Source organism: Dietzia massiliensis (genome assembly GCF_018390595.1).
Classification (GTDB): Bacteria; Actinomycetota; Actinomycetes; order Mycobacteriales; family Mycobacteriaceae; genus Dietzia; species Dietzia massiliensis.
In genome coordinates, this window is the sequence record NZ_JAHBAV010000008.1 from 38,717 (window position 1) to 64,388 (window position 25,672).

Here is a 25,672-nt window from a genome sequence, read left to right on the forward strand (position 1 = left end):
GTCGCGGACCTGCCACCCGTCGCCGGCCACCGCCCGCCACGCGCCCGGGTCAGCGCGTCGCGTCGTCCTGACCCACCGGCTCCAGCTCCGAACCGTCCCGGGCGACCAGCGCCGACCCGCGGTCCAGGCGCGGCCCGGCCGGGAGCCGGTCGAGGATCGCGGTGTCCACCGGCACCGGCGCGCCACCCAGGCCGAGCACCGCCGCGGTCGGCGCGTCGGGGACGTCGAACCGCACCCCGGTGTCGGCCACGATCGTCGTGACCGCGGTGCGCGTCGTCGTGCCCCGCCCCGTCGCCGCGACGAGCAGCCCGCCGCCCGGCACGCCCACCGCGTCGACCGCCGGACCCCCGCCGTCGGCGCCGGCCACCGCCCGGGCCTCCCCGGGGCCCGGAGCCGGCGCGCCCGCCACCAGGGACACTTGGCGCGCGGCGGGGCCCGGCCCGCCCGCGTCGCGCACGCACAGTACCGGCGAGGCGGACGTCTCCAGCACCGTCGGGCGCTCGCCGGGGAAGGCCTCCACGTCCAGCGCCACCGACCGCGGCACACCCATCCGGTCCGGCGGCACCTGGACGACCGCCCCCACCGTCGCGGTGGACCGGATCACGTCCGCGAGCACCGGTCCGACCTCCTGCACGCCGTCGGCCAGCGCGACATGGGTCCGCGTCCCCGTGGCCGTCTCCACGGTGAACACCTGGCCGATCCGCAGCCCGTCGAGCCCGTAGTCGACCGGCTCGCCCGCCATCTCGATCACCGGCCGGCGCACCGGGTCCACCTCCGGCAGCGGGTCCACCAGGGCCGCGGTGACCGGACGCGGGTCGACCCCGCCGAGGCCGAGGATCTCCAGCAGATCGCCGTCCTCGAGGTCGATGCGCGCGCGGGTGCCGTCGCGGAGCAGCCAACCGGTGCCGTCCTGGTCCGCCAGCACGATCTCGTCCGGGCCCGTCTCGCGACCGGGCGCCGCCCCGGCGTCCGCGTCCTCCCGCGCGACGATGCTGGTGCCGGTGACGCGCGGGCGGCCGCGGTCCGCGTCGGCGACCTCGTCGCACACCGTCCACGACACGGCGGCCGCCGCCTCCGCGTCCCGGTGACCGGGTAACGCCGACGGTGCCCCGGGGATGCCGAGCAGGCCGCCGCGCGGGGTGCCGGCGATGTCGTCGTCGCGCACGGTCCGCGGCTCCGCCGGCTCGCCCAGCACGAGGCGCGCGGACGCGAGGTTGAGCACCGGGTGCACCGTCTGGCCGGCGCGCACGTACATCTGCCCGGAGTCCCGCCCGACCATGATCGTCGTGCTGCCCACGTCCGGGGCGGGGTCCAACAGGGCCAACACCGCTGCGCCGGCCACACCGAGAACCGCCGCGACCACGCCCACCGTCAGCCCCGTCGACTGGCGCCTGAGCGGATCGTGCAGCATCCGGACGTCCCGGGAGACCACGGCGTGGCGGGCCCGGCGGGCGAGGAAGCGGTGGCCGTCCACCTGCGCCCTGGTCGTCGGCTTGAGCGGCACCGGCGCGGCCCCCTTTCCACGGATGTGGGACCCCCGCGGCCGGGGGCACCGGGGGTAGGGTACGCCAGGATCCGGCCCCCGTGGCCGGTCATCCGGGGCGCCGTCCGCTCGCGCCCGAGAGCTCGCGACAGGCGTGAAGGGGGCGCGTGGATGACGGCGGTTCCCACCCTGGCCGGGCTGGTCGCCGCGCTCGTGGCGACGGCCGTTCTCACCGCGGTCTGCCCGCCGCAGGCGCAACCGTGGGCCCAGTTCGTGGCGGTCGCGCTCGTCGCCGCCGTGATCACCGCGCGCCGCGGCGGCCGTCCGGTGCTGGCTCGCCCGGGGACCGCGCGTCAGCGGCCCGTCGACGTGGTGGACCTCGTCGCCCCGGACCGCTCCCCCGTCGGATGCGTGGAGGGCGAGCGCGTGGTGACCACCGCCGTGGAGATTTCGGCCGGCGCGCTCGTGACCACCGAGGTGGGGCGCGACGACCCGGCCGCGCATCGTGGCGTCCGCCTCCCGCTGGCGGTGGTGGCACGCCAGCTCGAGCAGGGCGGGGTGCGTCTCGAGGGGATCGACGTGGTGGTCGACGGTCGCCGCGCCGCGACGGGTGACGACGGCGAGGTGTACGACGCGCTCGTCGGCCCGCTCGCGCTGATCTCGCACCGGCGCGTCCACCTGCTGCTGCGGTTCGACCTCGCACGGCTCGCGCTGGGGCCCGCCGGACGGGCCGACGGCTCGCTGGAGCAGGTGGTCACGGTGGCCACCGAGCGGTTGCGCCGGTCGCTGGTGCATCACGGGGTGCCGTGCCGGGTCCTCGACGCGGCCGGACTCGCCGGCCTCTACCTGGACGCCGAGGGCGACCCGGGGCCGGGCGTCGGGGTGGTGGTGCGCCCGTCCGCCGACCCGCGAGCGGTCATCGACGGGCTCACCACCGTGCGGGCCGCGCGCGTCACCGAGGTGCTCCGCCTGCGGCGCGTCGAGGGCCGCGACGACGTGGTGGACGTGGTGACCACCGTGGGGCTGACCGGCGTGGCCGCGGAGGCGATGGCCGAGCGGGTCCTGCCGACCACCGCCGACACCTGCCACCGGCTGCCTACGGCGGGCGTCCTGCCCGTCCCCGGCGAGGAGATGCCCGTGGCCGTCGCCGGATCCCTGGTCCGGCGACGTGTGGACGACCTCGCCGCCCTCGCCCCGCCGGCGCACGGCTGCGGGCAGATCCTCGGCGCGACCCGCACCGGGGGCGCGGCGGCGGTCCAGCTGGCCGGTCCGCACCTGCGGTCGGTCCTGCTCGCCGCGCGACCCGCGGTCTGTCGACAGGTCGCGTTCCGCGCGGTCGCGGCCGGGTACCGGGTCGCCGTGGTCACCGACGTCCCCGACCGGTGGCGGCCGCTGACCGCGATCGGCGACGAGTCCCGCTACCGGATCGTCGACCCCGACGCCTCCGATGCGGGAGCACCGGTCGACGCCGTGATGTGGGACGTCGACGGTCCGTTGACCGAGGGGCGCATCGACGCCCTCGCCGGGCCGGGCGGTCCGGACGTCACCCCGCCCACCGTGATCCGCGTCGACGCCGACTGGGACCTGCGGGGCGAGCGGCACCCGGACACCGCGGCCCCGCCGGACCTAGTCCTGGACGGGCGGATCGACGGGTGGATCTCGGTCGAGCCGCGCGCGGGCGAGTCCCATCGCGTCTCGGTGGTGGCCGGTCCCGGCGAGGAGGCGTTCGTCGGCCCCCTCACCGTGCCGGGCGAGCTCACACCCGCAGGTGCTGCACCTTCCGCCAGCCCGGATCATCCGTAACGGTCACCGTCACCTCGCCCTGATCCCAGCCCGACGCCGCCACGCGCAGCTGCTCGTGGGCGGGGGTCGTGGAGTCGACGTAGAAGTGCAGCAGGCGGCGGCCGTCGCAGCTCTCCGCCCCGACGCACTCGCCGTTGCCCTCGAGGCGCTCGACGAGGTGGTCCTCGAGGTTCCGCAGGCCGGGCAGCGAGCGCGGTCCGGGCAGGCCCCCGTCCTCGACGTCCGTGTACGGCACGTGGACGGCGACGTGGCGGTCGAACTCCGGCGCCGACAGGGCGACCAGCGGGACACGGACCACGGCCACGAGCGGGCCCCGGTCGGTGTCCCCGTGGAGGATCTGCCACGCCGGCTCGCCCAGCTCGTCGGTGTTGTCCGCGGCGAGCTCACGCAGGATCCGGGGCAGGTCGGCGAGCGGGACCGCGTCGACGCCGGGCGCCGTGGCGTTGGCCCTGATGAGCCCGACCCACGTCTCCACCTGCTCCTCTCCGCACAGGGCGTCCAGCAGGAGGTAGGCGGCGATCGACGAGTCGGCCCCGGTCAGCGCGGTGAACGCGGGGTGGTGCACGGTGACGTCGGCCCGGGACAGCCCCAGGTCGACCACGACCTCGGCGTCGTCGAACCCCAGCCGGTGATCGCGGAAGTACATCGCGCAGCCCCGGACCGGCTCACGCAAGTCGGCGAACGACCACGTCTCGTCGGCCCGCGGCGCCGCGGCCAGCCACCGACGGGCGGCGCCCCGCAGCTCGGGTACTCCCGCCGCGGTCACGGTCAGCCGGTGGGGCACGTCCTCGCAGCCCGGGACGAACTCCCACGACAGGCCCGGGTCGATGGCCTCGATGAGCGAGCTGATCTCCGAGACCACCCGCCCGGTGTCGCCGGAGTCGATCGCCGCGGTGGCCCGGCGCCTGCCGTCGGCGGACCACCAGCGCCAGAAGGTGGTGATGGCCCGGTCCGATCGCAGGCGGGCCGTCTCGATGCGCACGCCGGAGAAGTCCAGCGATCGCGATAGCTGCCGAGGTCGAGCCGCGCGAATCGCCATGTGTTCTCCTCCCGTGGCCGCGGTCCGTGAGTGCCTGTCCCTCCCCAGTATCCGGATAACCCGCCGATCGCGCCCGCGCCGACACACCCGGACAGGTCAGAAGGCTGATCGTGGTGCGGGTGCGGGTGCGGGTGCGGCGGGACGGCGACGGTGGCAGGGTCGGGACCATGACCTCCTCCCAGGACCTGGCCGGGCTGTCCTCCGGAGCGCCGCACGGCCGGCGAGTGCTCGTGATCGGCGCGACCGGATACATCGGATCGCGTCTCGTGCCCCGGCTCCTCGCGGACGGCGCCGAGGTCTCCGTGCTCGCGCGCACCCCCGCCAGACTCGACGACGTGCCGTGGCGGGACGAGGTGACCGTCCACGCCGGCGGGCTCGGGGACACCGACGCGCTGCTCGCGACGCTGCGGGAGGTGGACGTGGCGTGCCACCTCGTGCACTCGATGGGCGACTCGGAGGACTTCGCCCGCGAGGAGCGCGAGACCACCGAGGCGTTCGTCCGCGCCGCCGAGGAGGCGGGCGTCGAGCGCATCGTGCACCTGTCCGGGCTGCACCCCGAGGACGACGACGACCTGTCCCCGCACCTGCGCTCGCGCGCCGAGGTCGCGGACATCATGCTCGCCTCGTCCGTGCCCGCGCTCGTGATCCGGGCCGGGGTGGTGATCGGGTCGGGATCGGCGTCGTTCGAGATGATCCGGCACCTCACCACCCGGCTCCCGGCGATGGTCACACCCAGGTGGGTGCACAACCGCATCCAGCCGATCGCCGTGCGCGACGTGGCCCACTACCTCTCCGCCGCCACCGCGTGCCCGCTCGAGGGCGACCTCGCGGGCGGCCGCGCGATCGACGTGGGCGCACCCGACGTGCTCACCTACGGCGACATGATGCAGGTCTTCGCCGAGGAGGCCGGTCTGCGTCGTCGCCTCATGGTCCCGGTGCCCGTGCTCACCCCCGAACTGTCGGCACTGTGGATGGGCCTGGTCACCCCGCTCGACCGCGGCCTCGCCGGGCCGCTGGTCGAGTCGCTCCGCTGCGAGGCCGTGGTGGGCGTCGACGACGCCGACGAGGTGCTCGGGCCCCCGCCGGGCGGGCGCACGACCTACCGCGACGCCCTCCGCGAGGCGCTCCGGGTCCCGCACGGTCCGGCGCGGCCACCCCTGTGGGAGGGCGCGGATCCGCTCGGCGATCCCGCGCGCCTGCTGCCGTCCGACGCCGACTGGGCCGGGGTCCGCCCGCCCACCCTCGGGCGCACGCGCTCCCGGCCGTGACGTCCGGACAGCGGGACCGGGACACGCCCACCGGTCGGTACCTGCGGGCGCTGCGGACCGGTGACATGGACACCGCGCCGTCGCACCCGTCCCGGCGGCGCGTCCTCGTCGTCGTCGTCACCCTCGTCGTCGGCGCGGCGGTGGGCGCGTGGGCGCTCCGGATCCCCGCCGGGGACGCCCTCTTCTACCCCGCCACCGCGCTCCTCGCCGCGGTGTGGCTGACCGGCGCGTTCGCCTCGGGCCCGATCCGGGTGGGCTGCGAGCCGTACCGCCCGCGCCGGCCGGTGCTGTCCTCGGTACTCACGGCCGCCGCGCTCGCGCTGGTGTTCTGCCTGGGGGCCCTCGTCGTGGCGCGCATCGAACCACTCCGCGACCCGGTCGACGCGCTCCTCGCCCACGCGACCGTGGGGAACCTCGCGCTCGTCGCGGTCCTCACGGCGGTGAACGGGGTCGCCGAGGAGTGCTTCCACCGCGGCGCGGTGTACTCGGCGGCCTCACGCGTGCGGCCGGTCCTCACCACCACCGTCGTGTACGCCGCGGTCACGGCCACCGCGGGAATCCCCCTGCTGGTGCTCGCGGCCGTCATCGTGGGTGTCGTGACCGCGCTACAGCGGCGCGCCACCGGCGGCGTCCTGGGGCCGGCGATCACGCACGTCGCATGGTCCATGGTGATGCTGTTCGCGCTCGGGCCGATCCTCGACGCCGCGCGCGGCTGACCCCTGCAGCACCCCGCCGCGCCGCCCTGTGCGGCTATCCCCCGCAGCACCCCGCCGCGCCGCCGCCCGGGCCCGGCCGCACCTCGCGCGTGACGAGGTTGCGCGCGGCGAGCTCGTCGTCGGCCGGGTAGTCGACCCCGATCAGCGACAACCCGCACGCGGGCGCCACGGGCACCGCGGAGGACCGCTCGGTCTCGGCCAGCAGCCCGCTGATCCACTCGAGGCTGCGCCGGCCCTCCCCCACGGCCATCACGGCGCCCACGAGGCTGCGCACCATCGACCAGCAGAACGCGTCCGCGCTCACCGACGCCGTCCACACCTCGGCCGCACCGGGCGCGTCCGGGCCGCGCGGGTCGGGCTCGGTCCGCCACTCGAAGCACTGCAGCTCCCGGATGGTGGTGGCGCCCTCGCGGCGGCGGCAGAACGCGGCGAAGTCGTGCAGGCCGAGCAGCCGCTCCGAGGCCGCGCGCACCGCCTCGAGATCCGCGGTGCGGGTCCACGCCGCCGTGTCGCGGGCGCGGGTGGGCTCGGCGCCCCACGGCGCCGTGGTGAGGCGGTACTCGTAGTGCCGGCGCAGGGCGGAGAAGCGGGCGTCGAACTCGTCGGGCACCCACCTGGCGTCCATCACCGCGATGTCCGCGGGCAACAGCCGTGCGAGCCTGCGGACCAGCGCCTGGGGGCGTCCGTCCAGCGAGCGCTGGTCGAGCCACGCCGGGTCCACGTCGAGGTGGCAGACCTGCGCGCGGGCGTGCACCCCGGCGTCGGTCCGTCCGGCGACGGTCAGCACGACGGGGTGGCGCAGGACCGTGGAGAGTTCAGCCTCGAGCACTCCGCACACCGTCCGCAGGCCGGGCTGGCGTGCCCACCCGGAGAAGTCGGTGCCGTCGTAGGCGACGTCGAGGCGGATCCGGCGGGTGCTCACGGCCTACAGACGCTAGACCACGCCGGCGCGCGCCCGCCACACCAGCCCGCCGCCGCCCGGTCCGGCACGATGGGCCCATGTCGTCGTCGCCGTCCTCACCGTCGTCCCCGTCCCGACCGGCGCCGGGGTCCGGCCCGTCGGTCCCTCCCCCTCGCCGCGCCGCGCGCGGCCGGCCACACCACGCCGCGCTGCTCGCCGTCGGCGTGACCGTCGCCCTCGCGCTGGGGGCCTGTTCCGGGGGCGACGACGACGAGGCCCCGCCCGTCGCGTCCCCTCCCGCACCCGCCGACAGCGCGGGACCGTCCGACACCGCCGTGACCCGGTACGTGGCGCTCGGCGACTCGTTCGCCGCCCTGGGGCCGACCGACGCCCCCACCAGCGGGCCGGAGGCGTGCCTGCGCTCCACCCGTAACTACCCGTCACTCCTCGCCGCCGACATCGACCCGGGCGAGTTCGTCGACGCCACCTGCGGCGGCGCGCGGACGGTCGACATGACCACATCACAGATCCCCGACACCCCGCCGCAGTTCGACGCCCTCACCGCCGACACGGACCTGGTGACGTTGTCGATCGGCGGCAACGACATCGGGTTCGGCGACATCGTGGGCTGCGTGGTCCGGGCGCCCCGCGTCGCCGACGGGGCGCCCTGCCGCGAGCGGCTGGACGGGGCCACCTCGGACGCGTTGGACGGGCTGCCGGGTCGGCTGGACGCCGTGTACGCCGGCATCCGGGAGCGCTCGCCCGACGCGCGGATCGTCGCGACCGCGTACCTCCCGCTGGTTCCCGAGCGCGGCGGCTGCGACTTCGTGGCGCGGATGAGTCCGGGTGACGTGGACTGGACCCGGTCCGTCACCGAGCGGATCAACCGGGTCGTCGTGGACGCGGCGGACCGCGCCGGCGCCGAGGCGGTCCTGCCCGACGACGCCGCGAGCCGCCACGCCTGCGCGCCGGTGGCGGAGCGCTACACCGACTTCACCGGCATCGAGACCGCCTCGCACCCGATGCACCCCACGGCGGCCGGGCACCGGGCGATGGCCGAGGCGGTCGCGAACGTGCTCTGACCGGCGGCGCGTACGACGAGGGCCCCGTCTCCGCGGGTGCGGTGACGGGGCCCTGCATCTCGTGCCGGGGCGGATCAGGCCTTGTCGGCGTCCGAACCCTCGGCGTGGGTCGCGTCCTCGGACACGGCCTCGGCGGTCTCCTCGGCGGCGTCCACCTGCGAGTCGTCGGCGGCCTCGACCTGGTCGGCGATCGGGCTGTTGTCCTCGGCCTCGGCGGTCACGTCGTCGGTCGACTCGGTGGCGGCCGGCGCGGCGGCGGCCTTGGAGGCGGCGGCGCGGGTGGCGCGGGAGGCCTCGGCGGAAGCGAGCTCCTCGGTGACGAGCGCGATCATCGCCATGGGCGCGTTGTCGCCCTTGCGGTTCTCGAGCTTGACGATCCGGGTGTAGCCACCGTCGCGGTTGGCCGCGCGCGGTCCGATCTCGGCGAACAGCTTGTGCAGGACGTCCTTGTCGCGGATGACCTTGGCGGCCTCACGACGGTCGGCCAGCGTGCCGCGGCGGGCCTTGGTGATGAGCTTCTCCGCGTAGGGGCGCAGCAGCTTCGCCTTGGTCTCCGTGGTGCGGATGGCATCGTGCTCGAACAGCTGGGTGGCCAGGTTCGAGAGGATGAGCCGCTGGTGGGCGGCGGATCCGCCGAGGCGGGCGCCCTTCTTGGGCTTGGGCATCAGATTCTCCTAGGAATGGTGTTCCGGGCGCTCGTCAGAGCTGCTCGGTCTCGGCGTAATCCTCGCCGCCCTCGTCGGTCCAGGTCCCGGTCTCGGCGTCGTAGCCGGCGACCGAGGCGGGATCGAATCCGGGGGGCGCGTCCTTGAGCGACAGGCCCAGCTCGACGAGCTTGACCTTGACCTCGTCGATCGACTTCTGGCCGAAGTTGCGGATGTCGAGCAGGTCCGACTCGCTGCGCGCCACGAGCTCGCCCACCGTGTGGACGCCCTCGCGCTTGAGGCAGTTGTAGGACCGGACCGACAGGTCCAGGTCGTCGATGGGCATGCCGTAGGCGGCGATGTGGTCGGCCTCGGCCGGGCTGGGCCCGATCTCGATGCCCTCCGCCTCCTCGTTGAGCTCACGGGCGAGGCCGAAGAGCTCGACGAGGGTCTTGCCGGCGGACGCCAGGGCGTCCCGGGCGGTCATCGAGTTCTTGGTCTCGACGTCCAGGACCAGGCGGTCGAAGTCGGTGCGCTGGTGCACACGGGTGGCCTCGACCTTGTAGGTCACCTTGAGGACGGGCGAGTAGATCGAGTCGACGGGGATCCGGCCGATCTCGTGGCCCGCGTCCTTGTTGAGCCCGGCGGGCACGTAGCCACGACCACGCTCGACGACCAGCTCGATCTCCAGACGGCCCTTCTCGTTGAGAGTGGCGATGTGCAGGTCCGGGTTGTGCACCTCGACGCCTGCGGGCGGGACGATGTCACCGGCGGTGACGGCGCCCGGGCCCTGCTTCTTGAGGTACATGGTGACCGGCTCGTCCTCGACGGACGAGACGACCAGGCCCTTGAGGTTGAGGATGATGTCGGTGACATCCTCCTTGACACCCGGCACGGTGGTGAACTCGTGCAGGACGCCCTCGATGCGGATGCTGGTCACGGCCGCGCCCGGGATGGACGACAGCAGCGTGCGCCGCAGCGAGTTGCCGATGGTGTAGCCGAAACCGGGCTCGAGGGGCTCGAGCACGAACCGCGAGCGGTTCTCGGAGACGACCTCCTCGGTGAGGGTGGGCCGCTGGGAGATGAGCATGTGCTACCTCTTTCGATTCTCGGCGCCCGCTATTTGACGCCGTGGGAACCCACCGTCGCCGGGCGGGCCGCGGTGTGCGGCCCGCCCGGCGACGAGGGAGGACAGATCACTTCGAGTAGAGCTCGACGATCAGCTGCTCCTGCAGCGGCACCTCGATCTGGGCGCGCTCGGGGAGCTGGTGGACGAGGATCCGCAGGGTCGTGGGGACGACCTGCAGCCACGCCGGGACGGGACGCTCACCGAGCGTCTCCTGGGCGATCTCGAACCAGTCCATCTTGGTGGACTTGGGACGGACATCGATGATGTCGTACTGCGAGACGCGGTAGCTCGGGATGGTCACCTTCTGGTCGTTGACCAGGAAGTGGCCGTGCGCCACGAGCTGACGGGCCTGACGGCGCGTCCGCGCGAGACCCGCGCGGTACACGACGTTGTCCAGTCGCGACTCGAGGATCTGGAGGAGGTTCTCGCCGGTCTTACCGGCGCGGCGGTTCGCCTCCTCGTAGTAACGACGGAACTGCTTCTCCATCACGCCGTAGGTGAAGCGGGCCTTCTGCTTCTCCTGCAGCTGGGTGCGGTACTCGGACTCCTTGATCCGCGCACGGCCGTGATGACCGGGCGGGAAGGGCCGACGCTCGAATGCGGTGTCTCCACCCACGAGGTCCACGCCGAGGCGGCGGGACTTGCGGGTGACGGGGCCGGTGTAACGTGCCATGGTCTAGTGCGTTCCTTCCGGCTCAGACTCGACGCCGCTTGGGCGGACGACAGCCGTTGTGGGGCTGGGGGGTGACATCGGAGATCGTGCCCACCTCGAGGCCGGCGGCCTGGAGGGAGCGGATCGCGGTCTCACGTCCCGAGCCGGGGCCCTTGACGAACACGTCGACCTTCTTGACGCCGTGCTCCTGCGCCTTGCGGGCCGCGTTCTCGGCGGCCAGCTGGGCGGCGAAGGGCGTCGACTTACGCGAGCCCTTGAAGCCGACGTGGCCGGAGGACGCCCATGCGAGGACGCCACCGGACGGGTCGGTGATCGAGACGATCGTGTTGTTGAACGTGCTCTTGATGTGGGCCTGGCCCAGGGGCACGTTCTTCTTATCCTTGCGACGGCCCGTCTTCTTGGGGCCCGCAGCGCGTGACTTGGGGGGCATTACTTCTTCTTTCCGGCGACGGTCTTCTTCGGACCCTTACGGGTACGGGCATTGGTCTTGGTCCGCTGACCACGGACGGGCAGGCCACGACGGTGACGCAGTCCCTGGTAGCTACCGATCTCGATCTTCCGGCGAATGTCGCCCTGGATCTCGCGGCGGAGGTCACCCTCCACCTTGTAGTTGCCCTCGATGTCGTCACGAAGGACGGTCAGCTGCTCGTCGGTGAGGTCCTTGGTGCGGAGGTCGGGGCTGATGCCCGTACGCTCCAGGATCTCCAACGACCGGGTGCGACCGATGCCGAAAATGTAGGTGAGCGCGATCTCCATGCGCTTGTCGCGTGGGAGATCGACGCCGGCAAGGCGTGCCATGTGGCGTATCTCTTTCGTCGTGCGGTAGGTCTGCTCCCCGACCGCCCCCGATCCGGATGGTCATCTCTCGATGAGCAGCCGTCCGGGGCCCCGGCCTCCGCAACCGGGGGTACGAACCCGCCGACCCCTTTTCCCGGAGGCGGCGGCTGGTACGGGGAGTTGAGCGTCTTTACTTGTAGCGGTAGACGATCCGACCACGCGTCAGGTCGTAGGGCGAGAGCTCCACGACGACGCGGTCCTCCGGAAGGATGCGGATGTAGTGCTGCCGCATCTTCCCGCTGATGTGAGCGAGGACCTTGTGCCCGTTCTCGAGCTCGATGCGGAACATTGCGTTCGGCAACGGCTCGACGACACGGCCCTCGACCTCGATGGCTCCGTCTTTCTTTGCCATGCTGGTTACGGTCCTCCACGATTCCCCGGATGACGTCTACCGGATTGTGGTGCACTGGTGGGCACACCGACGTATAAGCCTACGGCAGGCCGGGGCTGCGCGCCAATCGAGGCTCAGACGGTACAGCGCGGCCCGGCGGCCACACCGTCGAACCGCTGCTGCAGCCACGTCATCGCAGCCGGCAGCTTCTCCACCGCGCCCACGAGGTGCTCGGGTGCGATCCCCGGTTCCCAGGTCAGCGGGGTGCCCTCCGCGCAGTAGCGGCGGGCGGTCTCCTCCGCGTCCCAGAACGGCACGAGGGGATCCGTGCGCGCGTGCCACATGAACACCGGGACGCGGGGGACGTCGGGGCTGAGCCGGACGCTGTTGGCCGCGAACGCGCGCATGAGCCCCTCCTCCGCCATCAGGTCGCCCCCGTGGAGCACCATGGGCACCGACTTGAACGCCCCGAGGGCGAGGAGCGTGGCGGTACACCGACCGCGCAGCTGCTCGAAGAGCGCCCACCCCTCCGGAGTGAGCTTGTCCTCCAGGCGGATGGCCTCCGGGTACTCGCGCGCCATGCCCACCGCGGCCGCGAAGGCCAGACCGAACGCCGGATGCGGCGCGTTCCCGATCATGCGGGCCATGGTGGTCATGTCCGTCGGGACACCGCCCTGCGCGACTCCGACGAGGTCGACGTCGGGCGCGTACTCGTCGTGCATCAGGGCGACCCACGCACTGGCGATGCCGCCGCCGGAGTAGCCCAACGCCCCGAATCGGCTCGCGGCGGAGTCGAACCGGGGGTCGTCCCGCACCGCACGCATGCCGTCGAGGACGATCCTCGCGGACAGCTGGCCACCCGGGTAGGCGACCTTGGGGCCGAGGTGGTCGGGGATGATCACGGTCCACCCCTGGTCGAGCCGCACCCGCAGGAAGGCCATGACGTTGTCCTGGACCGTCTCCAGCGTGGGGTTGACCAGCGTCTCCGTCGGGGCGCACCGTTGACCGAGCGCGTTGAGATAGTGCTGGTAGCTCAGAACGGGCCCGTTCGGGCGGGCGTGTGGGGGCCTGACGACGGTGGCGGTGGCCAGCAGCGGCCGATCGGCGGTATCGGTGGACCGGTAGGCGATCTCGGTGGTCCGGTACCCGAGGAACACGGGCATCGTCACGTCGCGCGTGTTGATGACCTGTCCGTTACGGGCGGCGGCGAGCACACCGGGGTCCGCGTGGTAGAAGGGTGCCGGTTGCGGCGGCTCCATCACCGGTCCCCCGGGTCGGTCCATGACGGACTGCGCGGCGGCGACCGGGGCCCACGGCGTCCCGAGCTGCGTCAGGGCCACCGCGACGCCGACGATCAGCGCGAGCAGCACCCGAGCCGCCGACCGCGGCGTGGTGCACTCAGGCCGGGCGCGCACTCCACACTCCCCTTCTCGCGGGTTCCGTCGCCGTCACGACCGTGGCGTGAGGATCCGCGGACCGTCGGCGGTCACGGCGACGGTGTGCTCCCAGTGTGAGGCCGGCGAACCGTCGACGGTGACGACCGTCCAGTCGTCCGACAGGGTCCGCGTGTCGGCCTCTCCGCCGAGAACCAGCATCGGCTCGATCGCCAGGACCGATCCCTCCTGGAGGCGCGGTCCCCTACCGGGTTTGCCCTCGTTGGCGAGGAACGGCCATTCGTGCATCTCACGGCCGATGCCGTGGCCGCCGAAACCGTCGACGATCCCGAGCGAGACGCCGTGTCGTTCCTCGGCCCGCCGGGTGGCCACCTCGAGCGCGTGTGACACGTCGGTCAGTCTGTTCCCGGGGAGCATCGCGAGCATGCCCTCCTCGAGGACCTCGGCCGTCGCGTCGTTGAGGGCGGCGACATCGGGCGCGAGGGACCCCACGCCGAACGTCCACGCCGAGTCACCGTGCCATCCCTCGAGGATGGCGCCGCAGTCGATCGAGACGAGGTCGCCTTCGCGCAGCACCGTGTCAGGTCCGGGGATCCCGTGCACGACGACCTCGTTGACCGAGGAACAGATGGAGCCCGGGAATCCCTCGTACCCCTTGAAGGACGGTATGGCCCCGGCCTCGCGGATCAACTGCTCCGCGACCTCGTCGAGATCACCTGTCGTCGCGCCCGGGACGGCGGCGTCCCGGACCGCGATGAGCGTGCGGCCGACGATGCGCCCCGCCGCCTCCATCGCGTCCAATTCCCCCGCGGTGCGGGCGGTGACGACGCCCTTGCGCGACCGGCCGAACACGGCGGGCGTCAGCGACCCAGCGCGGCGAGCGCGCGGGCGTTGATCTCCTCGACCTCACCGACGGCGTCGATGCTCTTGACGTCGCCCGCGTAGTACTCGAGCAGCGGGGCGGTCTCGGACCGGTACACCGACATGCGGTTCCGGATCACGTCCTCGGTGTCGTCCTCGCGACCACGGGCCAGCATCCGCTGGACGACCGTGTCGTCGTCGACCTTGAACTCCAGCACCGCGTCGAGGGAGCACCCCGCCTCCGAGAGCATCTCCTTGAGGGCGTCCGCCTGCGCGACGCTGCGGGGGTACCCGTCGAGAAGGAACCCCTCCTCGGCGTCGGGCTCGGCGATCCGGGCCTTGACCATGCGGTTGGTCACCTCGGCGGGGACCAGGTTGCCGGCGTCGATGTAGCCCTTCGCCTCCTTGCCCAGGTCGGTGCCCTGGGAGATGTTGGCACGGAAGAGGTCGCCGGTCGAGATGTGGGGCACGCCGAGCTTCTCCGACAACAGAGCCGCCTGGGTTCCCTTACCGGCACCGGGAGGGCCGAGGAGGACGAGACGCATGGTGGGGACCAGCCTTTCTACAGTGGGGTTGCTCGGACGAGGCCGCGGCTACTTCAGGAAGCCCTCGTAGTTGCGCTGCATCAACTGGGCTTCGATCTGCTTCACGGTGTCGAGGCCCACGGAGACCATGATGAGCACGGCGGTGCCGCCGAACGGCATGTTCTGCATGTCGCCACCCCCGCTGCCCATGTCGAGGAAGATGTTCGGGAGCACGGCAATGAGGCCGAGGTACAGCGAACCGAAGAGCAGGATCCGGTTGAGGACGTAGCCCAGGTACTCGGCGGTCGGGCGTCCGGGCCGGATCCCCGGGATGAAGCCTCCGTACTTCTTCATGTTCTCGGCCTGCTCCATCGGATCGAACTGGATGGCCACGTAGAAGTACGCGAAGAAGATGATGAGGGCGAAGTACAGGACGATGTAACCCCAGCTCGACGGGTTCTGGAGGTACTGCATCACGTAGCGCTGCCAGAACCCGTCACCCGACGGCTCGGGGCCCTGCACCAGCTGGGTGATGAGGATCGGCACGTACATGAGCGACGACGCGAAGATCACGGGGATGACACCCGCCTGGTTGACCTTCAGCGGCAGGTAGGTCGAGGTCCCGCCGTACTGACGGCGACCGACCATCCGCTTGGCGTACTGGACGGGGATCCGGCGCTGTCCCTGCTCGACGAAGACGACGGCGACGACGATGAGCACGACCGCGAACATGACCGCGGCGAACTTCATGGTCGACGAGTTCTGGTAGATGTTCACGCCCTCGGCGGGGATGCGGGACGCGATGCCGGCGAAGATGAGCAGCGACATGCCGTTGCCGACGCCGCGATCGGTGATGAGCTCGCCGAACCACATCACGAGGGCCGCGCCGGCGGTCATGACGATCACGATCGTGATGAGCGTGAGGATGTCGTCGTCCATGAGGACGGACTGCCCGTTACCGAGGAGCTGTCCCCGGTCGGCCAGCGCGACGATGCCGGCGGACTGGAGGACGGCCAGCGCGATGGTCAGATAGCGCGTGTACTGCGTCATCTTGGCCTGGCCGGACTGCCCCTCCTTCTTCAGCTGCTCGAAGTAAGGGATGACCACGGTGAGCAGCTGGACGATGATGCTCGCAGTGATGAACGGCATGATGCCGATCGCGAAGACGGACAGCTGCAGCAGCGCGCCACCGGAGAACAGGTTGACCAGGGAGTACAACTGGGCGTTGTCCCCGGTCATCGCGGTGTCGAGCAGGCCGCGCAGCTTGGGGTAGTCGACGCCGGGCGACGGGATCTGCGCGCCGATCCGGTAGAGGATGATGATCCCGAGGGTGAAGAGGATCTTCTTCCTCAGGTCCCGGTCCTTGATCGCGGACGCGAGTGCGGAGAGCACATGTCCTCCTGGTCGTGGTCGGCTGTGGGCCGCCGGTCGTCGAAAGCAGATGCGCCGGGAGCGGGTCGGACGGACCGCACGGCGGTCGCCGGGCCCGGAGCGCACAACGGGAAAACTCTATCAAGACGAGGGCAGGGGCCGGATCCGAGACTCTCGGACCCGACCCCTGCGCACCTCAGCGGCCCACGAGGGGCCGGCCGGGGATCAGGCTCCGGCCTCCGACACGCTTCCGCCGGCGGCCTCGATCTTGCTCTTGGCCGACGCGGAGACCTTGTCGACGGTCAGGGTGACGGCGACGGAGATCTCCCCGTCACCGAGAACCTTGACCGGCTGGTTCTTGCGGACAGCGCCCGCGTCGACGAGCTCGGCCACGCCGATCTCGCCGCCGTTGGGGAACAGCCGCTGGATGTCGGACACGTTGACGACCTGGAAGACGACCTTGTTGCGGTTCTTGAAGCCCTTGAGCTTCGGGAGCCGCATGTGGATCGGCATCTGGCCGCCCTCGAACGCCGCGGGGACGTTCTTACGCGCCTTGGTGCCCTTGGTACCGCGGCCGGCGGTCTTGCCCTTCGATCCCTCACCACGACCCACGCGGGTCTTGTCGGTGTGGGCGCCGGGCGCCGGGCGCAGGTGGTGCAACTTGATGGTCATGCTCACTCCGTCTCTTCGACCACGACGAGGTGGTTCACGACGTTGATGAGACCCCGGGTCTGCGCGTTGTCCTCACGCACGACCGACTTCCGGATGCCCTTGAGGCCGAGCGTACGCAGGGAGTCCCGCTGGTTCTTCTTGGTCCCGACGGTCCCACGGACCTGGGTGATCTTGAGGTTAGCCATGATCAGGCCCCCTGTCCGGCACGCGCACGGAGCATGCCCGCGGGCGCGACGTCCTCAATCGGCAGGCCACGACGTGCCGCGACCTCCTCGGGACGGTGCAGACCCTTGAGGGCGGCCACGGTCGCGTGAACGACGTTGATGGCGTTGTCCGAGCCGAGCGACTTGCAGAGGATGTCGTTCACCCCGGCGGCCTCGAGCACGGCGCGGGCGGCGCCACCGGCGATGACACCGGTACCCGGGGAGGCCGGACGGAGCATGACGACACCGGCGGCGGCCTCACCCTGGATGGGGTGCGGGATGGTGGAGCCGATGAGCGGGACTCGGAAGAAGTTCTTCCGGGCCTCCTCCGATCCCTTCTGGATCGCGGCCGGCACCTCCTTGGCCTTGCCGTAGCCGACGCCCACCATGCCGTTGCCGTCACCGAGGATCACGAGCGCGGTGAAGCTGAAGCGACGACCGCCCTTCACGACCTTGGAGACACGGTTGATGGTGACGACGCGCTCGATGTACTGCGACTTCTCGTCGTCGTGGCGGCCACGACGATCATCGCGGCCCCGCCCACGGCCGCGGTCGCCGCCGCGCCCCTGGGCGTTGTCGTTGGTGTTCTTGTTGTCTGCGGCGGGCCCGTTGCTTCCGCCGTCACGACGCTGACGTCCCGGCATCAGACGGTCCTTCCATTAGCGGTCAGTGCAGTGGTGTTGGTCATCAGAACTCCAGCCCACCCTCGCGGGCGGCGTCGGCGAGCGACGCGATCCGGCCGTGGTACTTGTTGCCACCACGGTCGAACACGACGGCGTCGATGCCGGCGGCCTTGGCGCGCTCGGCCAGGAGCTGGCCGACCTTCGCGCTGCGGGCCTTCTTGTCGCCCTCGAGGGAGCGCACATCGGCCTCGATGGTCGACGCGGCGGCGAGCGTGCGGCCCGCCTGGTCGTCGACGATCTGGGCGTGGATGTGGCGCGAGGACCGGTTGACGACCAACCGCGGGCGCTCCGGCGTGCCGGAGACCTTCTTGCGGAGGCGGTAATGGCGCCGGGCGCGACCCTCGCGACGTGCGGTCGAGGCGTCGGTTCCCAGCGGGGAACGCTTCTTGGTGCTGCTCATGATCACTTACCCGTCTTTCCGACCTTGCGACGGACCTGCTCGCCGGCGTAGCGGATGCCCTTGCCCTTGTACGGGTCGTGCTTCCGCAGTCGCTTGATGTTGGCGGCGATCTGGCCCACCTGCTGCTTGTCGATACCGGAGATCGAGAACTTGGTCGCACCGTCCACGGCGAACGTGATGCCGTCCGGAGCGGCGACCGGCACCGGGTGCGAGTAACCGAGGGCGAACTCGAGGTCCGAGCCCTTGGCCACGACGCGGTAACCGACGCCGAAGATCTCCATGTCCTGCTTGTAACCCTCGGTCACGCCCACGACCATGTTGTTGACCAGCGAGCGGGAGAGGCCGTGCAGGGAGCGGTTGTCGCGGTGGTCGTCGGGACGGTTCACCGTGATGGTGTTGTCCTCGATGGTCACCGAGATGGGCTCGGGCAGCACCTGGGTGAGCTCACCCTTGGGGCCCTTGACCGTGATGGTCTGGCCGTCGACCTTGATGTCGACACCGGACGGGACCGTGATCGGAGCCTTGCCGATACGTGACATTTCGTCGCCCCCTTACCAGACGTAGGCGAGGACTTCCCCGCCCACCTTCTTGTTGTTCGCCTGACGGTCGGTGAGCAGACCCTGGGACGTCGAGATGATCGCGACGCCCAGTCCGCCGAGGACCTTGGGCAGTTCGGTGGACTTGGCGTACACGCGCAGACCCGGCTTCGAGATGCGCTTGATGCCCTGGATGCTCCGCTGGCGGGACGGGCCGTACTTCAGATCGATGGTGAGCTTCTTGCCCACCTCGGCGTCGGAGACGGCGTAGTCGGCGATGTAACCCTCCTGCTTGAGGATCGCCGCGATGTTGCCCTTGAGCTTGGAATGCGGCATCGACACGGTGTCGTGGAACGCCGAGTTGGCGTTACGCACACGCGTCAGCATGTCCGCGATGGGATCGGTCATCGACATGGATGGACCATGTTCCTTTCTCGTAACGGTTCCCATGCAACACGTCCCTCCGGCGACCTGTGGGTCGCCCGCGAACGTCGTGGGCCTATCACGAAGAGTGCGAATGTTCTCTTGTGTGGGATCCGGCTCCCCGTGGGGCGCTCGGGTGTCCCGCCGTTCACAGTGCTCTTCTCACTGTTCACGACCAGACGACTGGGCCGTCTGCCCGTCGCCGGGGATCCGCGGTGCGGTGCCCCGGCGAGGACGGCCGGTCCGGCCTGGCAGGAGAGGCTCAGTTCTCCTTGAAGGGGAAACCGAGCTGCTTGAGCAGCGCCCGGCCCTCTTCGTCGTTCGTCGCGGTGGTGACGACGGTGATGTCCATACCACGCGGACGATCGACCTTATCGACGTCGATCTCGTAGAACATCGTCTGCTCGTTGAGACCGAAGGTGTAGTTGCCGTGGCCGTCGAACTGCTTGCCGGAGAGGCCGCGGAAGTCGCGGATACGCGGCAGGGCGACCGTGGTCAGACGGTCCAGGAACTCCCACATGCGATCGCCACGCAGGGTGACGCGCGCACCGATGGGCATGCCCTCACGCAGCTTGAACTGCGCGATGGACTTGCGGGCCCGGCGAACCTCGGGCTTCTGACCGGTGATCAGGGTGAGGTCGTTGATCGCGCCGTTGATGAGCTTGGCATCGCGAGCGGCGTCGCCCACGCCCATGTTGACGACGACCTTGACGACGCCCGGGATCTGCATAACGTTCGTGTACTCGAACGTCTCGTTCAGGGCCGGCTTGATCTCGTTGCGGTACTTCGCCTTGAGACGCGGGGTGTAGCCGGAGGGAAGTGCGGTCTCGGTCATGGTCACAGGTCCTTCCCGGTCTTACGCGAGACACGGACGCGCTTGCCGTTCTCGTCGGTGCGGATTCCCACCCGGGTCGGGGTGCCGTCGGCGTCCACGACCATCACGTTGGACACGTGGATCGGGGCCTCCTGGGTGACGATGCCACCGGAGGAGGCGCCACGCTCGGCAGCCGAGTTGGAGGTGTGCTTCTTGATGCGGTTGACGCCCTCGACGAGGACCTTCTCCTGCGCGGGGTAAGCCTGGATGACCTTGCCCTTCGCGCCCTTGTCCTTGCCCGAGATGACGAGCACGGTGTCGCCCTTGTGAACCTTCATGTCAGAGCACCTCCGGAGCCAGCGAGACGATGCGCATGAACTTCTTGTCGCGCAGCTCGCGGCCGACGGGCCCGAAGATGCGCGTGCCGCGCGGGTCGTTGTCGTTCTTGATGATGACGGCGGCGTTCTCGTCGAACTTGATGTACGACCCGTCCGGGCGACGGCGCTCCTTGGCGGTGCGCACGATGACGGCCTTGACGACCTCACCCTTCTTGACGTTGCCGCCGGGGATGGCGTCCTTGACGGTGGCGACGATGATGTCGCCCACGCCCGCGTAGCGACGCTTGGACCCGCCGAGAACGCGGATGCAGAGAATCTCCTTGGCACCCGTGTTGTCGGCGACCTTCAGCCGCGACTCCTGCTGGATCATGGTTCTCCTGACCAGGTCTGTTCGATGTGTGCCGGATACCGACCCGACACACGCGGTCATGCCGCCCGGGCGCGCGAAAGGTACGCGACAGCTCGGGCAACTGTTCCAGTGTAGGGTGCGGCCCCTGCGCGGCCCAAATCCCGGTCAGCTACCCCCTGACCCCGCCGACCCGGCGCCGACCGAGCGGAGCGACCCGGAGGAACCGGACGAGCCGGCGGAACCCGTCGCGCCCGAAGAGCCGGTCAAGCCGGCCGAGCCGGTCGAGCTGGTCGAGCTGGTCGACCCCAGCGAACCCAGTGGGCCGTTCTCGCGGTCGGCCACTCCCCCGGTCGTGGCGCGCGAATTGGGAACGGCGGGCGCGAGGCCGGAGAGGATGTGCTGCAGGCCCGGAAGCATCTGTGGGACGAAGGCCGGCCAGTTGTGGATACCGGCGTCCATGTAGACGACCTCGAGATCGACGTCCGGGACCCCGCCCAGTGCGGCCTCGAGTGCGAGGGTGCTCTCGAATGACCCCTTCTCGAGGACGTGCCCGTCCAGCAGCACGAGTTCGTTGCTCCCGAAGTACCCCAGCTCGGTCGAGCCGACGAGCCCGGTGGCAGCGCTGAGGAACACGGACTGTCCGGCCAGCCCGCTCGGGTCGGCGACCGTGTCGTGGTCCTCCCACGCCTGCGATCCACGTGGTCCCCACATGTTGGTCACCTCACCGTGGCGGGCGGCCACGGTCAGACGGGCGTACTGGTACCCGAGCTCGTCCAGTGTCGAATAGGCACCCGACACTCCCCCGGCCCCGCTGAACATCTCCGGAGTGGAGTTGGCCAGGTGGAGCGCCGACGCCGCCCCCATCGAGACGCCCAACACGCCCCAGTCCCCGTTGTGCGCGAGCCCGTCGGCGGCGCCTTCGAGACCCTGCTCGAGCAGCGGCGGCAGCTCCTCGGTCAGGAACGTCTCCCAGCTGTTGGGGCCGAGGACCGGATCGTCGGTCCGCCAGTCGGACCACATCGATGACGGAGCGCCGGTCGGCGCGATCACGTTGACGTCGAGGTCGCGCACGGCCGGATCGCCCCAGCCCATGCCACCGCTCCAGCCCGAGGGGGACTCGCTGCCCACACCGTCGAGGAAGTAGACGTTGGGGGCGTCGACGCCCGCGGGAGCGCGGTAGACCTCCACCCGCACGACCCGCTGCATCGTCGCCGACGTGACCGTCCAGACCTCGGCGCGCCCGTCGACCTCGTGTGGGGACGCGGGGAAGAGCGGATCTATGCTCCGCACCTCGGACCGGGTGATCGACTTGTCGCGGACCGCTATCGGCTGCCCGGGCGGCAGCGAGCTGCCGGGCCGAGCGAAATCCCCGGACCCGGCGTCCGCGAGTGATCCGAGGACGCCCGTCAACGGGATCGGCGCGCCGAGATGGGTCGAGGCGGCAATACTCAGCGACGGTACCCCGAACAGGCTCCCGGGCACGACGCTCGGCGCCAGGGACGCAGGGTCGACGGACCCCGGCCCGATCGATCCGGCGTCGGGGCTCTGCGCGGCGGCCGGCACGGCCCCGCCGGCGATCAGAGCCACCGCGGCTGCCGACGCGGCGAGGGCGCGCAATCCGCGGGCGGCCCCGGCTCGCACTTCCTTCCGCTGGTGGATATCCACTCGTACGGTCATGTGGCGTCCTGTCCTGGCTGGGCGATGTCGCTGTCGTGTGTGAGGCTCCGGTCCGTACCCGGGCCGATGACACAGTACGTTCCCCGTCGTATCAGCGTCTACTCATGTGACAAATGCGAACAACCCGCCCCCGGGAATCCCAGGGGCGGGTTGCTCGTGTGGAGCGGGGCGGACCTACTTGGCGCGCTCCAGGACCTCCACGAGGCGGTACCGCTTCGAGGCGGACAGCGGGCGGGTCTCCATGATCCGCACGCGGTCGCCGACACCGGCGGTGTTGGTCTCGTCGTGCGCCTTGACGCGCTCCGTACGACGCATGATCTTGCCGTACAGCGGGTGCTTCACGCGGTCCTCGAGCTCGACGACGATGGTCTTCTCCATCTTGTCGGACACGACGTACCCGATCCGCACCTTGCGGCTGTTGCGCTCGGTGTTCTCGTTGGACTCAGTCACAACTGCTTCCTTGTCACTCACTTGGCATCACCCGGCGCCGCCGACAGCCCGAGCTCGCGCTCGCGCATGACGGTGTAGATGCGAGCGATGTCGTGACGGACGACACGCAGGCGACGGTTGTTGGTCAGCTGACCGGTGGCCATCTGGAAGCGCAGGTTGAACAGCTCTTCCTTGGCCTCACGCAGACGCGCGGTCAGCGCTTCCGCGTCGAGCTCGCGCAGCTCGGGGGCGGTGGTTCCACTAGCCATCAGAACTGCTCCTCCCGGGTCACGATGCGGGTCTTACAGGGGAGCTTGTGCTGCGCGCGGCGAAGCGCCTCGCGAGCGGTCTCCTCGTTCGGGTACGACATCTCGAAGAGGATGCGTCCCGGCTTGACGTTGGCGACCCACCACTCGACCGACCCCTTACCGGAACCCATGCGGACCTCGGCGGGCTTCTTGGTCAGCGGACGGTCCGGGTAGATGTTGATCCAGACCTTGCCACCACGCTTGATATGGCGGTTGATGGCGATACGAGCGGACTCGATCTGACGGTTGGTGACGTACGCCGGCTCGAGGGCCTGGATGCCGTAGTCACCGAACGTCACCTTGGTGCCGCCCTTGGCCGCACCGCTGCGGCCGGGGTGGTGCTGCTTGCGGTGCTTGACGCGCTTCGGGATCAGCACGGTCAGGCCTCCTTGTTTTCTGCGGGCGCCTCGGCCGGGGCAGCCGAGCCGGCGCGGCCGGTCTCGGTGCTGGTGGCCGTGGTGCCCTGGGCGCCGGAGCGACGGGGCCGGCCGGCACCACGCTCGCGGCGCGGGCCACGGTCAGCGCCACCGCGGTTGCTGGACTGGGCGTACTGGTCGGACTCGCGGCGACCGCCCACGACGTCGCCCTTGTAGATCCACACCTTGACGCCGATGCGACCGAAGGTCGTCTTGGCCTCGTACGTGCCGTAGTCGATCTCGGCACGGAGGGTGTGGAGCGGGACGCGACCCTCGTGGTAGCGCTCCGAACGGGACATCTCGGCACCGCCGAGACGACCCGAGCAGACCACCTTGATGCCCTTGACCTGCGGCTGGCGCATGGCGGACTGGATGCCCTTGCGCATCGCGCGGCGGAAGGCCACGCGGTTGGACAGCTGCTCGGCGATGCCCTGGGCAACGAGCTGGGCGTCGGCCTCGGTGTTCTTGATCTCGAGGATGTTGAGGTGGACCTGCTTGCCGGTGAGCTTCTCGAGCTCGCCGCGCAGGCGGTCGGCCTCGGCGCCACGACGACCGATCACGATGCCGGGACGGGCGGTGTGGATGTCCACGTGGACCCGGTCACGGGTACGCGAGATGTCCACGCCCGAGATGCCGGCACGCTCCATGCCCTTCGACAGGAGCTGGCGGATCTTGATGTCCTCGGACACGTAGTCGGCGTACTGCTTGTCGGCGAACCACTTGGACGTCCAGTCCGAGGTGATGCCCAGACGGAAGCCGTGCGGATGGATCTTCTGTCCCATTTAGCGGGCACCTCCCTGGTTACGACGTCCCCGGCCGGACCCGGCCTTCTCGGGCACGCTGGTCACCTCGACGGTGATGTGGCTCGTGCGCTTCCGCACGCGGAAGGCCCGGCCCTGGGCGCGCGGACGGAACCGCTTCAGGGTCGGCCCCTCGTCGGCGTACGCCGTGGTGACGACCAGGGTCCGGGGATCCAGATCCAGGTTGTTCTCGGCGTTCGCGATAGCCGACGCCAGGACCTTGGCGACCGGCTCGCTGGCGGCCTGCGGGGCGAACCGCAGGATGTCCAGCGCGTCAGAGGCGTCCTTGCCCCGGACCAGGTCGATCACGCGACGCGCCTTCATGGGCGTCACGCGGACGAACTTAGCGGTGGCGCGGGCGGTGAGCTTCTGCTCGGCCTGCGCTTCGTTCTTCTGGGTGTCAGTGCTCATCGACGCTTACTCTTCCGATCGTCCTTGATGTGCCCCTTGAACGTGCGCGTCGGCGCGAACTCGCCGAGCTTGTGACCCACCATCGAGTCGGACACGAACACGGGCACATGCTTGCGGCCGTCGTGGACGGCGAACGTGTGGCCGATGAAATCGGGCAGGATCGTCGAGCGACGCGACCAGGTCTTGATGACCTGATGAGTGCCCTTGTCGTTCTGCACGTCCACCTTCGCGAGGAGGTGTTCGTCGACGAACGGACCCTTCTTGAGACTACGAGGCATCCTAGTTTCCCTCCTTAGCGCTTCTTACCGGTGCGACGGCGACGGACGATGAGGCTGTCGCTCGCCTTGTTGGGCTTGCGGGTCCGGCCCTCGGGCTGGCCCCACGGGCTGACGGGGTGACGTCCACCGGACGTCTTGCCCTCGCCACCACCGTGCGGGTGGTCGATGGGGTTCATGACCACACCACGGACGGTCGGGCGGACGCCCTTCCACCGCATGCGGCCGGCCTTACCCCAGTTTATGTTGGCCTGCTCTGCGTTGCCGACCTCGCCGATCGTGGCGCGGCAGCGCACGTCGACGCGGCGGATCTCACCGGACGGCATACGCAGGGACGCGTAGGTGCCCTCCTTGCCGAGCAGCTGGATACCGGCGCCGGCCGCGCGGGCCATCTTGGCACCGCCGCCCGGGCGCAGCTCCACCGCGTGCACGACCGTGCCGGCGGGGATGTTGCGGAGCGGCAGGTTGTTGCCGGTCTTGATGTCGGCGCCTGCGCCCGACTCGACCTTCATGCCCTGTTTGAGGTTGCGGGGGGCGAGGATGTAGCGCTTCTCGCCGTCCGCGTAGTGCAGCAGCGCGATGTTCGCGGTGCGGTTCGGGTCGTACTCGATGTGCGCCACGGTGGCGAGCACGCCGTCCTTGTCGTTCCGACGGAAGTCGATGACGCGGTACTGGCGCTTGTGTCCACCGCCCTTGTGACGGGTGGTGATGCGGCCGTGGCCGTTGCGGCCGCCGGTCTTGCTCAGCGGGCGCAGCAGCGACTTCTCGGGCGTCGAGCGGGTGATCTCGGCGAAGTCCGAGACGCTCGAGCCGCGACGACCGGGGGTCGTGGGCTTGTACTTGCGGATAGCCATGAGGTTCTCTCGTCCTTAACTCTTCCCG

At 70.7% G+C, this 25,672-nt stretch carries 34 protein-coding genes; 4 read left to right on the plus strand and 30 right to left on the minus strand.

What is annotated here, in order from left to right; genetic code table 11:
* Positions 1–49: 49 nt before the first annotated feature.
* A complete protein-coding gene (gene eccB, locus KHA85_RS03610) occupies positions 50–1,504 on the minus strand; it encodes a type VII secretion protein EccB (protein ID WP_213184839.1) in 1,455 nt (484 codons plus the stop codon).
* Positions 1,505–1,654: 150 nt separating this feature from the next.
* Here eccB and KHA85_RS03615 point away from each other — a divergent pair, with 150 nt between their 5' ends.
* Positions 1,655–3,286 (plus strand): type VII secretion protein EccE, encoded by a 1,632-nt coding sequence (locus tag KHA85_RS03615; RefSeq protein ID WP_213184840.1) that lies wholly within the window; start codon positions 1,655–1,657, stop codon positions 3,284–3,286.
* Here KHA85_RS03615 and KHA85_RS03620 read toward each other — a convergent pair.
* A complete protein-coding gene (locus KHA85_RS03620; RefSeq protein ID WP_213184841.1) occupies positions 3,240–4,325 on the minus strand; it encodes a DUF695 domain-containing protein in 1,086 nt (361 codons plus the stop codon). The two genes, KHA85_RS03615 and KHA85_RS03620, sit on opposite strands and share 47 nt — an antisense overlap.
* Before the next feature lie 167 nt (positions 4,326–4,492).
* Between KHA85_RS03620 and KHA85_RS03625 the strand changes: the two genes are divergently transcribed.
* Together KHA85_RS03625 and KHA85_RS03630 are read left to right on the plus strand one after the other, a co-directional pair.
* Positions 4,493–5,593: an NAD(P)H-binding protein gene (locus tag KHA85_RS03625; RefSeq protein WP_213184842.1), complete on the plus strand. Its 1,101-nt coding sequence runs from the start codon at positions 4,493–4,495 to the stop codon at positions 5,591–5,593.
* Positions 5,590–6,309: a CPBP family intramembrane glutamic endopeptidase gene (locus KHA85_RS03630; protein ID WP_243699613.1), complete on the plus strand. Its 720-nt coding sequence runs from the start codon at positions 5,590–5,592 to the stop codon at positions 6,307–6,309. The genes KHA85_RS03625 and KHA85_RS03630 overlap by 4 nt, the downstream gene beginning before the upstream one ends.
* A 34-nt stretch (positions 6,310–6,343) precedes the next feature.
* Here KHA85_RS03630 and truA read toward each other — a convergent pair whose 3' ends face one another.
* Positions 6,344–7,231, minus strand: coding sequence for a tRNA pseudouridine(38-40) synthase TruA (gene truA / locus KHA85_RS03635; RefSeq protein ID WP_213184843.1), 888 nt, complete (start codon positions 7,229–7,231; stop codon positions 6,344–6,346).
* 77 nt (positions 7,232–7,308) lie between these two features.
* Here truA and KHA85_RS03640 point away from each other — a divergent pair, with 77 nt between their 5' ends.
* Positions 7,309–8,292 carry an SGNH/GDSL hydrolase family protein gene (locus KHA85_RS03640; RefSeq protein ID WP_213184844.1) on the plus strand — a complete coding sequence of 328 codons (984 nt, stop codon included), beginning with the start codon at positions 7,309–7,311 and terminating at the stop codon, positions 8,290–8,292.
* Between the two features lie 74 nt (positions 8,293–8,366).
* Here the strand turns inward: KHA85_RS03640 and rplQ are convergent, their stop codons facing one another.
* The 27 genes from rplQ to rplB all read right to left on the minus strand — a co-directional run bounded on the left by rplQ (position 8,367) and on the right by rplB (position 25,644).
* Entirely contained in the window at positions 8,367–8,957 is a 591-nt protein-coding gene (gene rplQ, locus KHA85_RS03645; protein ID WP_213184845.1) for a 50S ribosomal protein L17, read from the minus strand.
* Positions 8,958–8,991: 34 nt separating this feature from the next.
* A complete protein-coding gene (locus KHA85_RS03650; RefSeq protein WP_007628082.1) occupies positions 8,992–10,026 on the minus strand; it encodes a DNA-directed RNA polymerase subunit alpha in 1,035 nt (344 codons plus the stop codon).
* A gap of 106 nt (positions 10,027–10,132) precedes the next feature.
* The gene (gene rpsD, locus KHA85_RS03655; RefSeq protein WP_007628084.1) at positions 10,133–10,738 is read right to left on the minus strand and encodes a 30S ribosomal protein S4; all 606 of its coding nucleotides are present in this window, start codon (positions 10,736–10,738) and stop codon (positions 10,133–10,135) included.
* 22 nt (positions 10,739–10,760) lie between these two features.
* Positions 10,761–11,168: a 30S ribosomal protein S11 gene (gene rpsK, locus KHA85_RS03660; RefSeq protein WP_043566757.1), complete on the minus strand. Its 408-nt coding sequence runs from the start codon at positions 11,166–11,168 to the stop codon at positions 10,761–10,763.
* Complete coding sequence (gene rpsM, locus KHA85_RS03665; protein WP_007628088.1) at positions 11,168–11,536, minus strand: 30S ribosomal protein S13; 369 nt, start codon at positions 11,534–11,536, stop codon at positions 11,168–11,170. Before rpsM ends, rpsK begins: the two co-directional genes overlap by 1 nt.
* Positions 11,537–11,705: 169 nt before the next feature.
* Complete coding sequence (gene infA / locus KHA85_RS03670; protein WP_005140011.1) at positions 11,706–11,927, minus strand: translation initiation factor IF-1; 222 nt, start codon at positions 11,925–11,927, stop codon at positions 11,706–11,708.
* A gap of 113 nt (positions 11,928–12,040) precedes the next feature.
* Positions 12,041–13,321, minus strand: a complete 1,281-nt coding sequence (locus KHA85_RS03675; RefSeq protein WP_213184846.1) for a lipase family protein — start codon at positions 13,319–13,321, stop codon at positions 12,041–12,043.
* Positions 13,322–13,354: 33 nt separating this feature from the next.
* Positions 13,355–14,152: a type I methionyl aminopeptidase gene (gene map / locus KHA85_RS03680; RefSeq protein ID WP_213184847.1), complete on the minus strand. Its 798-nt coding sequence runs from the start codon at positions 14,150–14,152 to the stop codon at positions 13,355–13,357.
* An 8-nt stretch (positions 14,153–14,160) separates the two neighbouring features.
* Complete coding sequence (locus KHA85_RS03685) at positions 14,161–14,706, minus strand: adenylate kinase (RefSeq protein ID WP_070720647.1); 546 nt, start codon at positions 14,704–14,706, stop codon at positions 14,161–14,163.
* A gap of 48 nt (positions 14,707–14,754) precedes the next feature.
* A complete protein-coding gene (secY, locus tag KHA85_RS03690; protein ID WP_007628094.1) occupies positions 14,755–16,077 on the minus strand; it encodes a preprotein translocase subunit SecY in 1,323 nt (440 codons plus the stop codon).
* 204 nt (positions 16,078–16,281) lie between these two features.
* Complete coding sequence (gene rplO, locus KHA85_RS03695) at positions 16,282–16,728, minus strand: 50S ribosomal protein L15 (protein WP_213184848.1); 447 nt, start codon at positions 16,726–16,728, stop codon at positions 16,282–16,284.
* Between the two features lie 2 nt (positions 16,729–16,730).
* The gene (gene rpmD, locus KHA85_RS03700; protein ID WP_007628098.1) at positions 16,731–16,913 is read right to left on the minus strand and encodes a 50S ribosomal protein L30; all 183 of its coding nucleotides are present in this window, start codon (positions 16,911–16,913) and stop codon (positions 16,731–16,733) included.
* A 2-nt stretch (positions 16,914–16,915) separates the two neighbouring features.
* Entirely contained in the window at positions 16,916–17,575 is a 660-nt protein-coding gene (gene rpsE, locus KHA85_RS03705) for a 30S ribosomal protein S5 (RefSeq protein ID WP_063971886.1), read from the minus strand.
* A 43-nt stretch (positions 17,576–17,618) separates the two neighbouring features.
* Positions 17,619–18,014, minus strand: coding sequence for a 50S ribosomal protein L18 (gene rplR, locus KHA85_RS03710; protein WP_063971941.1), 396 nt, complete (start codon positions 18,012–18,014; stop codon positions 17,619–17,621).
* A gap of 2 nt (positions 18,015–18,016) precedes the next feature.
* A complete protein-coding gene (gene rplF / locus KHA85_RS03715) occupies positions 18,017–18,553 on the minus strand; it encodes a 50S ribosomal protein L6 (protein ID WP_063971885.1) in 537 nt (178 codons plus the stop codon).
* A gap of 12 nt (positions 18,554–18,565) precedes the next feature.
* Entirely contained in the window at positions 18,566–18,964 is a 399-nt protein-coding gene (rpsH, locus tag KHA85_RS03720) for a 30S ribosomal protein S8 (RefSeq protein ID WP_007628106.1), read from the minus strand.
* A gap of 271 nt (positions 18,965–19,235) precedes the next feature.
* A complete protein-coding gene (rplE, locus tag KHA85_RS03725) occupies positions 19,236–19,808 on the minus strand; it encodes a 50S ribosomal protein L5 (protein WP_063971884.1) in 573 nt (190 codons plus the stop codon).
* A gap of 2 nt (positions 19,809–19,810) precedes the next feature.
* Positions 19,811–20,125: a 50S ribosomal protein L24 gene (gene rplX / locus KHA85_RS03730; RefSeq protein ID WP_070720656.1), complete on the minus strand. Its 315-nt coding sequence runs from the start codon at positions 20,123–20,125 to the stop codon at positions 19,811–19,813.
* Between the two features lies 1 nt (position 20,126).
* Positions 20,127–20,495, minus strand: coding sequence for a 50S ribosomal protein L14 (gene rplN / locus KHA85_RS03735; RefSeq protein WP_007628112.1), 369 nt, complete (start codon positions 20,493–20,495; stop codon positions 20,127–20,129).
* A 144-nt stretch (positions 20,496–20,639) separates the two neighbouring features.
* Positions 20,640–22,151, minus strand: coding sequence for an alpha/beta hydrolase (locus KHA85_RS03740; RefSeq protein ID WP_236885127.1), 1,512 nt, complete (start codon positions 22,149–22,151; stop codon positions 20,640–20,642).
* A gap of 174 nt (positions 22,152–22,325) precedes the next feature.
* Positions 22,326–22,622 (minus strand): 30S ribosomal protein S17, encoded by a 297-nt coding sequence (gene rpsQ / locus KHA85_RS03745; RefSeq protein WP_174521529.1) that lies wholly within the window; start codon positions 22,620–22,622, stop codon positions 22,326–22,328.
* Entirely contained in the window at positions 22,619–22,849 is a 231-nt protein-coding gene (gene rpmC, locus KHA85_RS03750; protein WP_007628118.1) for a 50S ribosomal protein L29, read from the minus strand. The genes rpsQ and rpmC overlap by 4 nt, the downstream gene beginning before the upstream one ends.
* The gene (gene rplP / locus KHA85_RS03755) at positions 22,849–23,265 is read right to left on the minus strand and encodes a 50S ribosomal protein L16 (protein WP_007628120.1); all 417 of its coding nucleotides are present in this window, start codon (positions 23,263–23,265) and stop codon (positions 22,849–22,851) included. Before rplP ends, rpmC begins: the two co-directional genes overlap by 1 nt.
* Positions 23,266–23,267: 2 nt before the next feature.
* The gene (rpsC, locus tag KHA85_RS03760) at positions 23,268–24,086 is read right to left on the minus strand and encodes a 30S ribosomal protein S3 (RefSeq protein WP_007628122.1); all 819 of its coding nucleotides are present in this window, start codon (positions 24,084–24,086) and stop codon (positions 23,268–23,270) included.
* Entirely contained in the window at positions 24,087–24,515 is a 429-nt protein-coding gene (gene rplV, locus KHA85_RS03765) for a 50S ribosomal protein L22 (protein WP_007628124.1), read from the minus strand.
* Positions 24,512–24,793, minus strand: a complete 282-nt coding sequence (gene rpsS, locus KHA85_RS03770; RefSeq protein WP_007628126.1) for a 30S ribosomal protein S19 — start codon at positions 24,791–24,793, stop codon at positions 24,512–24,514. Before rpsS ends, rplV begins: the two co-directional genes overlap by 4 nt.
* A gap of 14 nt (positions 24,794–24,807) precedes the next feature.
* The gene (rplB, locus tag KHA85_RS03775; RefSeq protein WP_061228295.1) at positions 24,808–25,644 is read right to left on the minus strand and encodes a 50S ribosomal protein L2; all 837 of its coding nucleotides are present in this window, start codon (positions 25,642–25,644) and stop codon (positions 24,808–24,810) included.
* Positions 25,645–25,672: the final 28 nt, after the last annotated feature.

Bases quoted from the DNA above. Each gene is read 5' to 3' on its own strand.
- KHA85_RS03615 (WP_213184840.1), top strand. From the start codon at position 1,655: ATGACGGCGGTTCCCACCCTGGCCGGGCTGGTCGCCGCGCTCGTGGCG.
- KHA85_RS03620 (WP_213184841.1), bottom strand. From the start codon at position 4,325: ATGGCGATTCGCGCGGCTCGACCTCGGCAGCTATCGCGATCGCTGGAC.
- KHA85_RS03625 (WP_213184842.1), top strand. From the start codon at position 4,493: ATGACCTCCTCCCAGGACCTGGCCGGGCTGTCCTCCGGAGCGCCGCAC.
- KHA85_RS03640 (WP_213184844.1), top strand. From the start codon at position 7,309: ATGTCGTCGTCGCCGTCCTCACCGTCGTCCCCGTCCCGACCGGCGCCG.
- rplQ (WP_213184845.1), bottom strand. From the start codon at position 8,957: ATGCCCAAGCCCAAGAAGGGCGCCCGCCTCGGCGGATCCGCCGCCCAC.
- KHA85_RS03650 (WP_007628082.1), bottom strand. From the start codon at position 10,026: ATGCTCATCTCCCAGCGGCCCACCCTCACCGAGGAGGTCGTCTCCGAG.
- rpsD (WP_007628084.1), bottom strand. From the start codon at position 10,738: ATGGCACGTTACACCGGCCCCGTCACCCGCAAGTCCCGCCGCCTCGGC.
- rpsK (WP_043566757.1), bottom strand. From the start codon at position 11,168: ATGCCCCCCAAGTCACGCGCTGCGGGCCCCAAGAAGACGGGCCGTCGC.
- rpsM (WP_007628088.1), bottom strand. From the start codon at position 11,536: ATGGCACGCCTTGCCGGCGTCGATCTCCCACGCGACAAGCGCATGGAG.
- infA (WP_005140011.1), bottom strand. From the start codon at position 11,927: ATGGCAAAGAAAGACGGAGCCATCGAGGTCGAGGGCCGTGTCGTCGAG.
- KHA85_RS03685 (WP_070720647.1), bottom strand. From the start codon at position 14,706: ATGCGTCTCGTCCTCCTCGGCCCTCCCGGTGCCGGTAAGGGAACCCAG.
- rplO (WP_213184848.1), bottom strand. From the start codon at position 16,728: ATGACCATCAAGTTGCACCACCTGCGCCCGGCGCCCGGCGCCCACACC.
- rpmD (WP_007628098.1), bottom strand. From the start codon at position 16,913: ATGGCTAACCTCAAGATCACCCAGGTCCGTGGGACCGTCGGGACCAAG.
- rpsE (WP_063971886.1), bottom strand. From the start codon at position 17,575: ATGCCGGGACGTCAGCGTCGTGACGGCGGAAGCAACGGGCCCGCCGCA.
- rplR (WP_063971941.1), bottom strand. From the start codon at position 18,014: ATGAGCAGCACCAAGAAGCGTTCCCCGCTGGGAACCGACGCCTCGACC.
- rplF (WP_063971885.1), bottom strand. From the start codon at position 18,553: ATGTCACGTATCGGCAAGGCTCCGATCACGGTCCCGTCCGGTGTCGAC.
- rpsH (WP_007628106.1), bottom strand. From the start codon at position 18,964: ATGTCGATGACCGATCCCATCGCGGACATGCTGACGCGTGTGCGTAAC.
- rplE (WP_063971884.1), bottom strand. From the start codon at position 19,808: ATGACCGAGACCGCACTTCCCTCCGGCTACACCCCGCGTCTCAAGGCG.
- rplX (WP_070720656.1), bottom strand. From the start codon at position 20,125: ATGAAGGTTCACAAGGGCGACACCGTGCTCGTCATCTCGGGCAAGGAC.
- rplN (WP_007628112.1), bottom strand. From the start codon at position 20,495: ATGATCCAGCAGGAGTCGCGGCTGAAGGTCGCCGACAACACGGGTGCC.
- KHA85_RS03740 (WP_236885127.1), bottom strand. From the start codon at position 22,151: ATGACCGTACGAGTGGATATCCACCAGCGGAAGGAAGTGCGAGCCGGG.
- rpmC (WP_007628118.1), bottom strand. From the start codon at position 22,849: ATGGCTAGTGGAACCACCGCCCCCGAGCTGCGCGAGCTCGACGCGGAA.
- rpsC (WP_007628122.1), bottom strand. From the start codon at position 24,086: ATGGGACAGAAGATCCATCCGCACGGCTTCCGTCTGGGCATCACCTCG.
- rplV (WP_007628124.1), bottom strand. From the start codon at position 24,515: ATGAGCACTGACACCCAGAAGAACGAAGCGCAGGCCGAGCAGAAGCTC.
- rpsS (WP_007628126.1), bottom strand. From the start codon at position 24,793: ATGCCTCGTAGTCTCAAGAAGGGTCCGTTCGTCGACGAACACCTCCTC.
- rplB (WP_061228295.1), bottom strand. From the start codon at position 25,644: ATGGCTATCCGCAAGTACAAGCCCACGACCCCCGGTCGTCGCGGCTCG.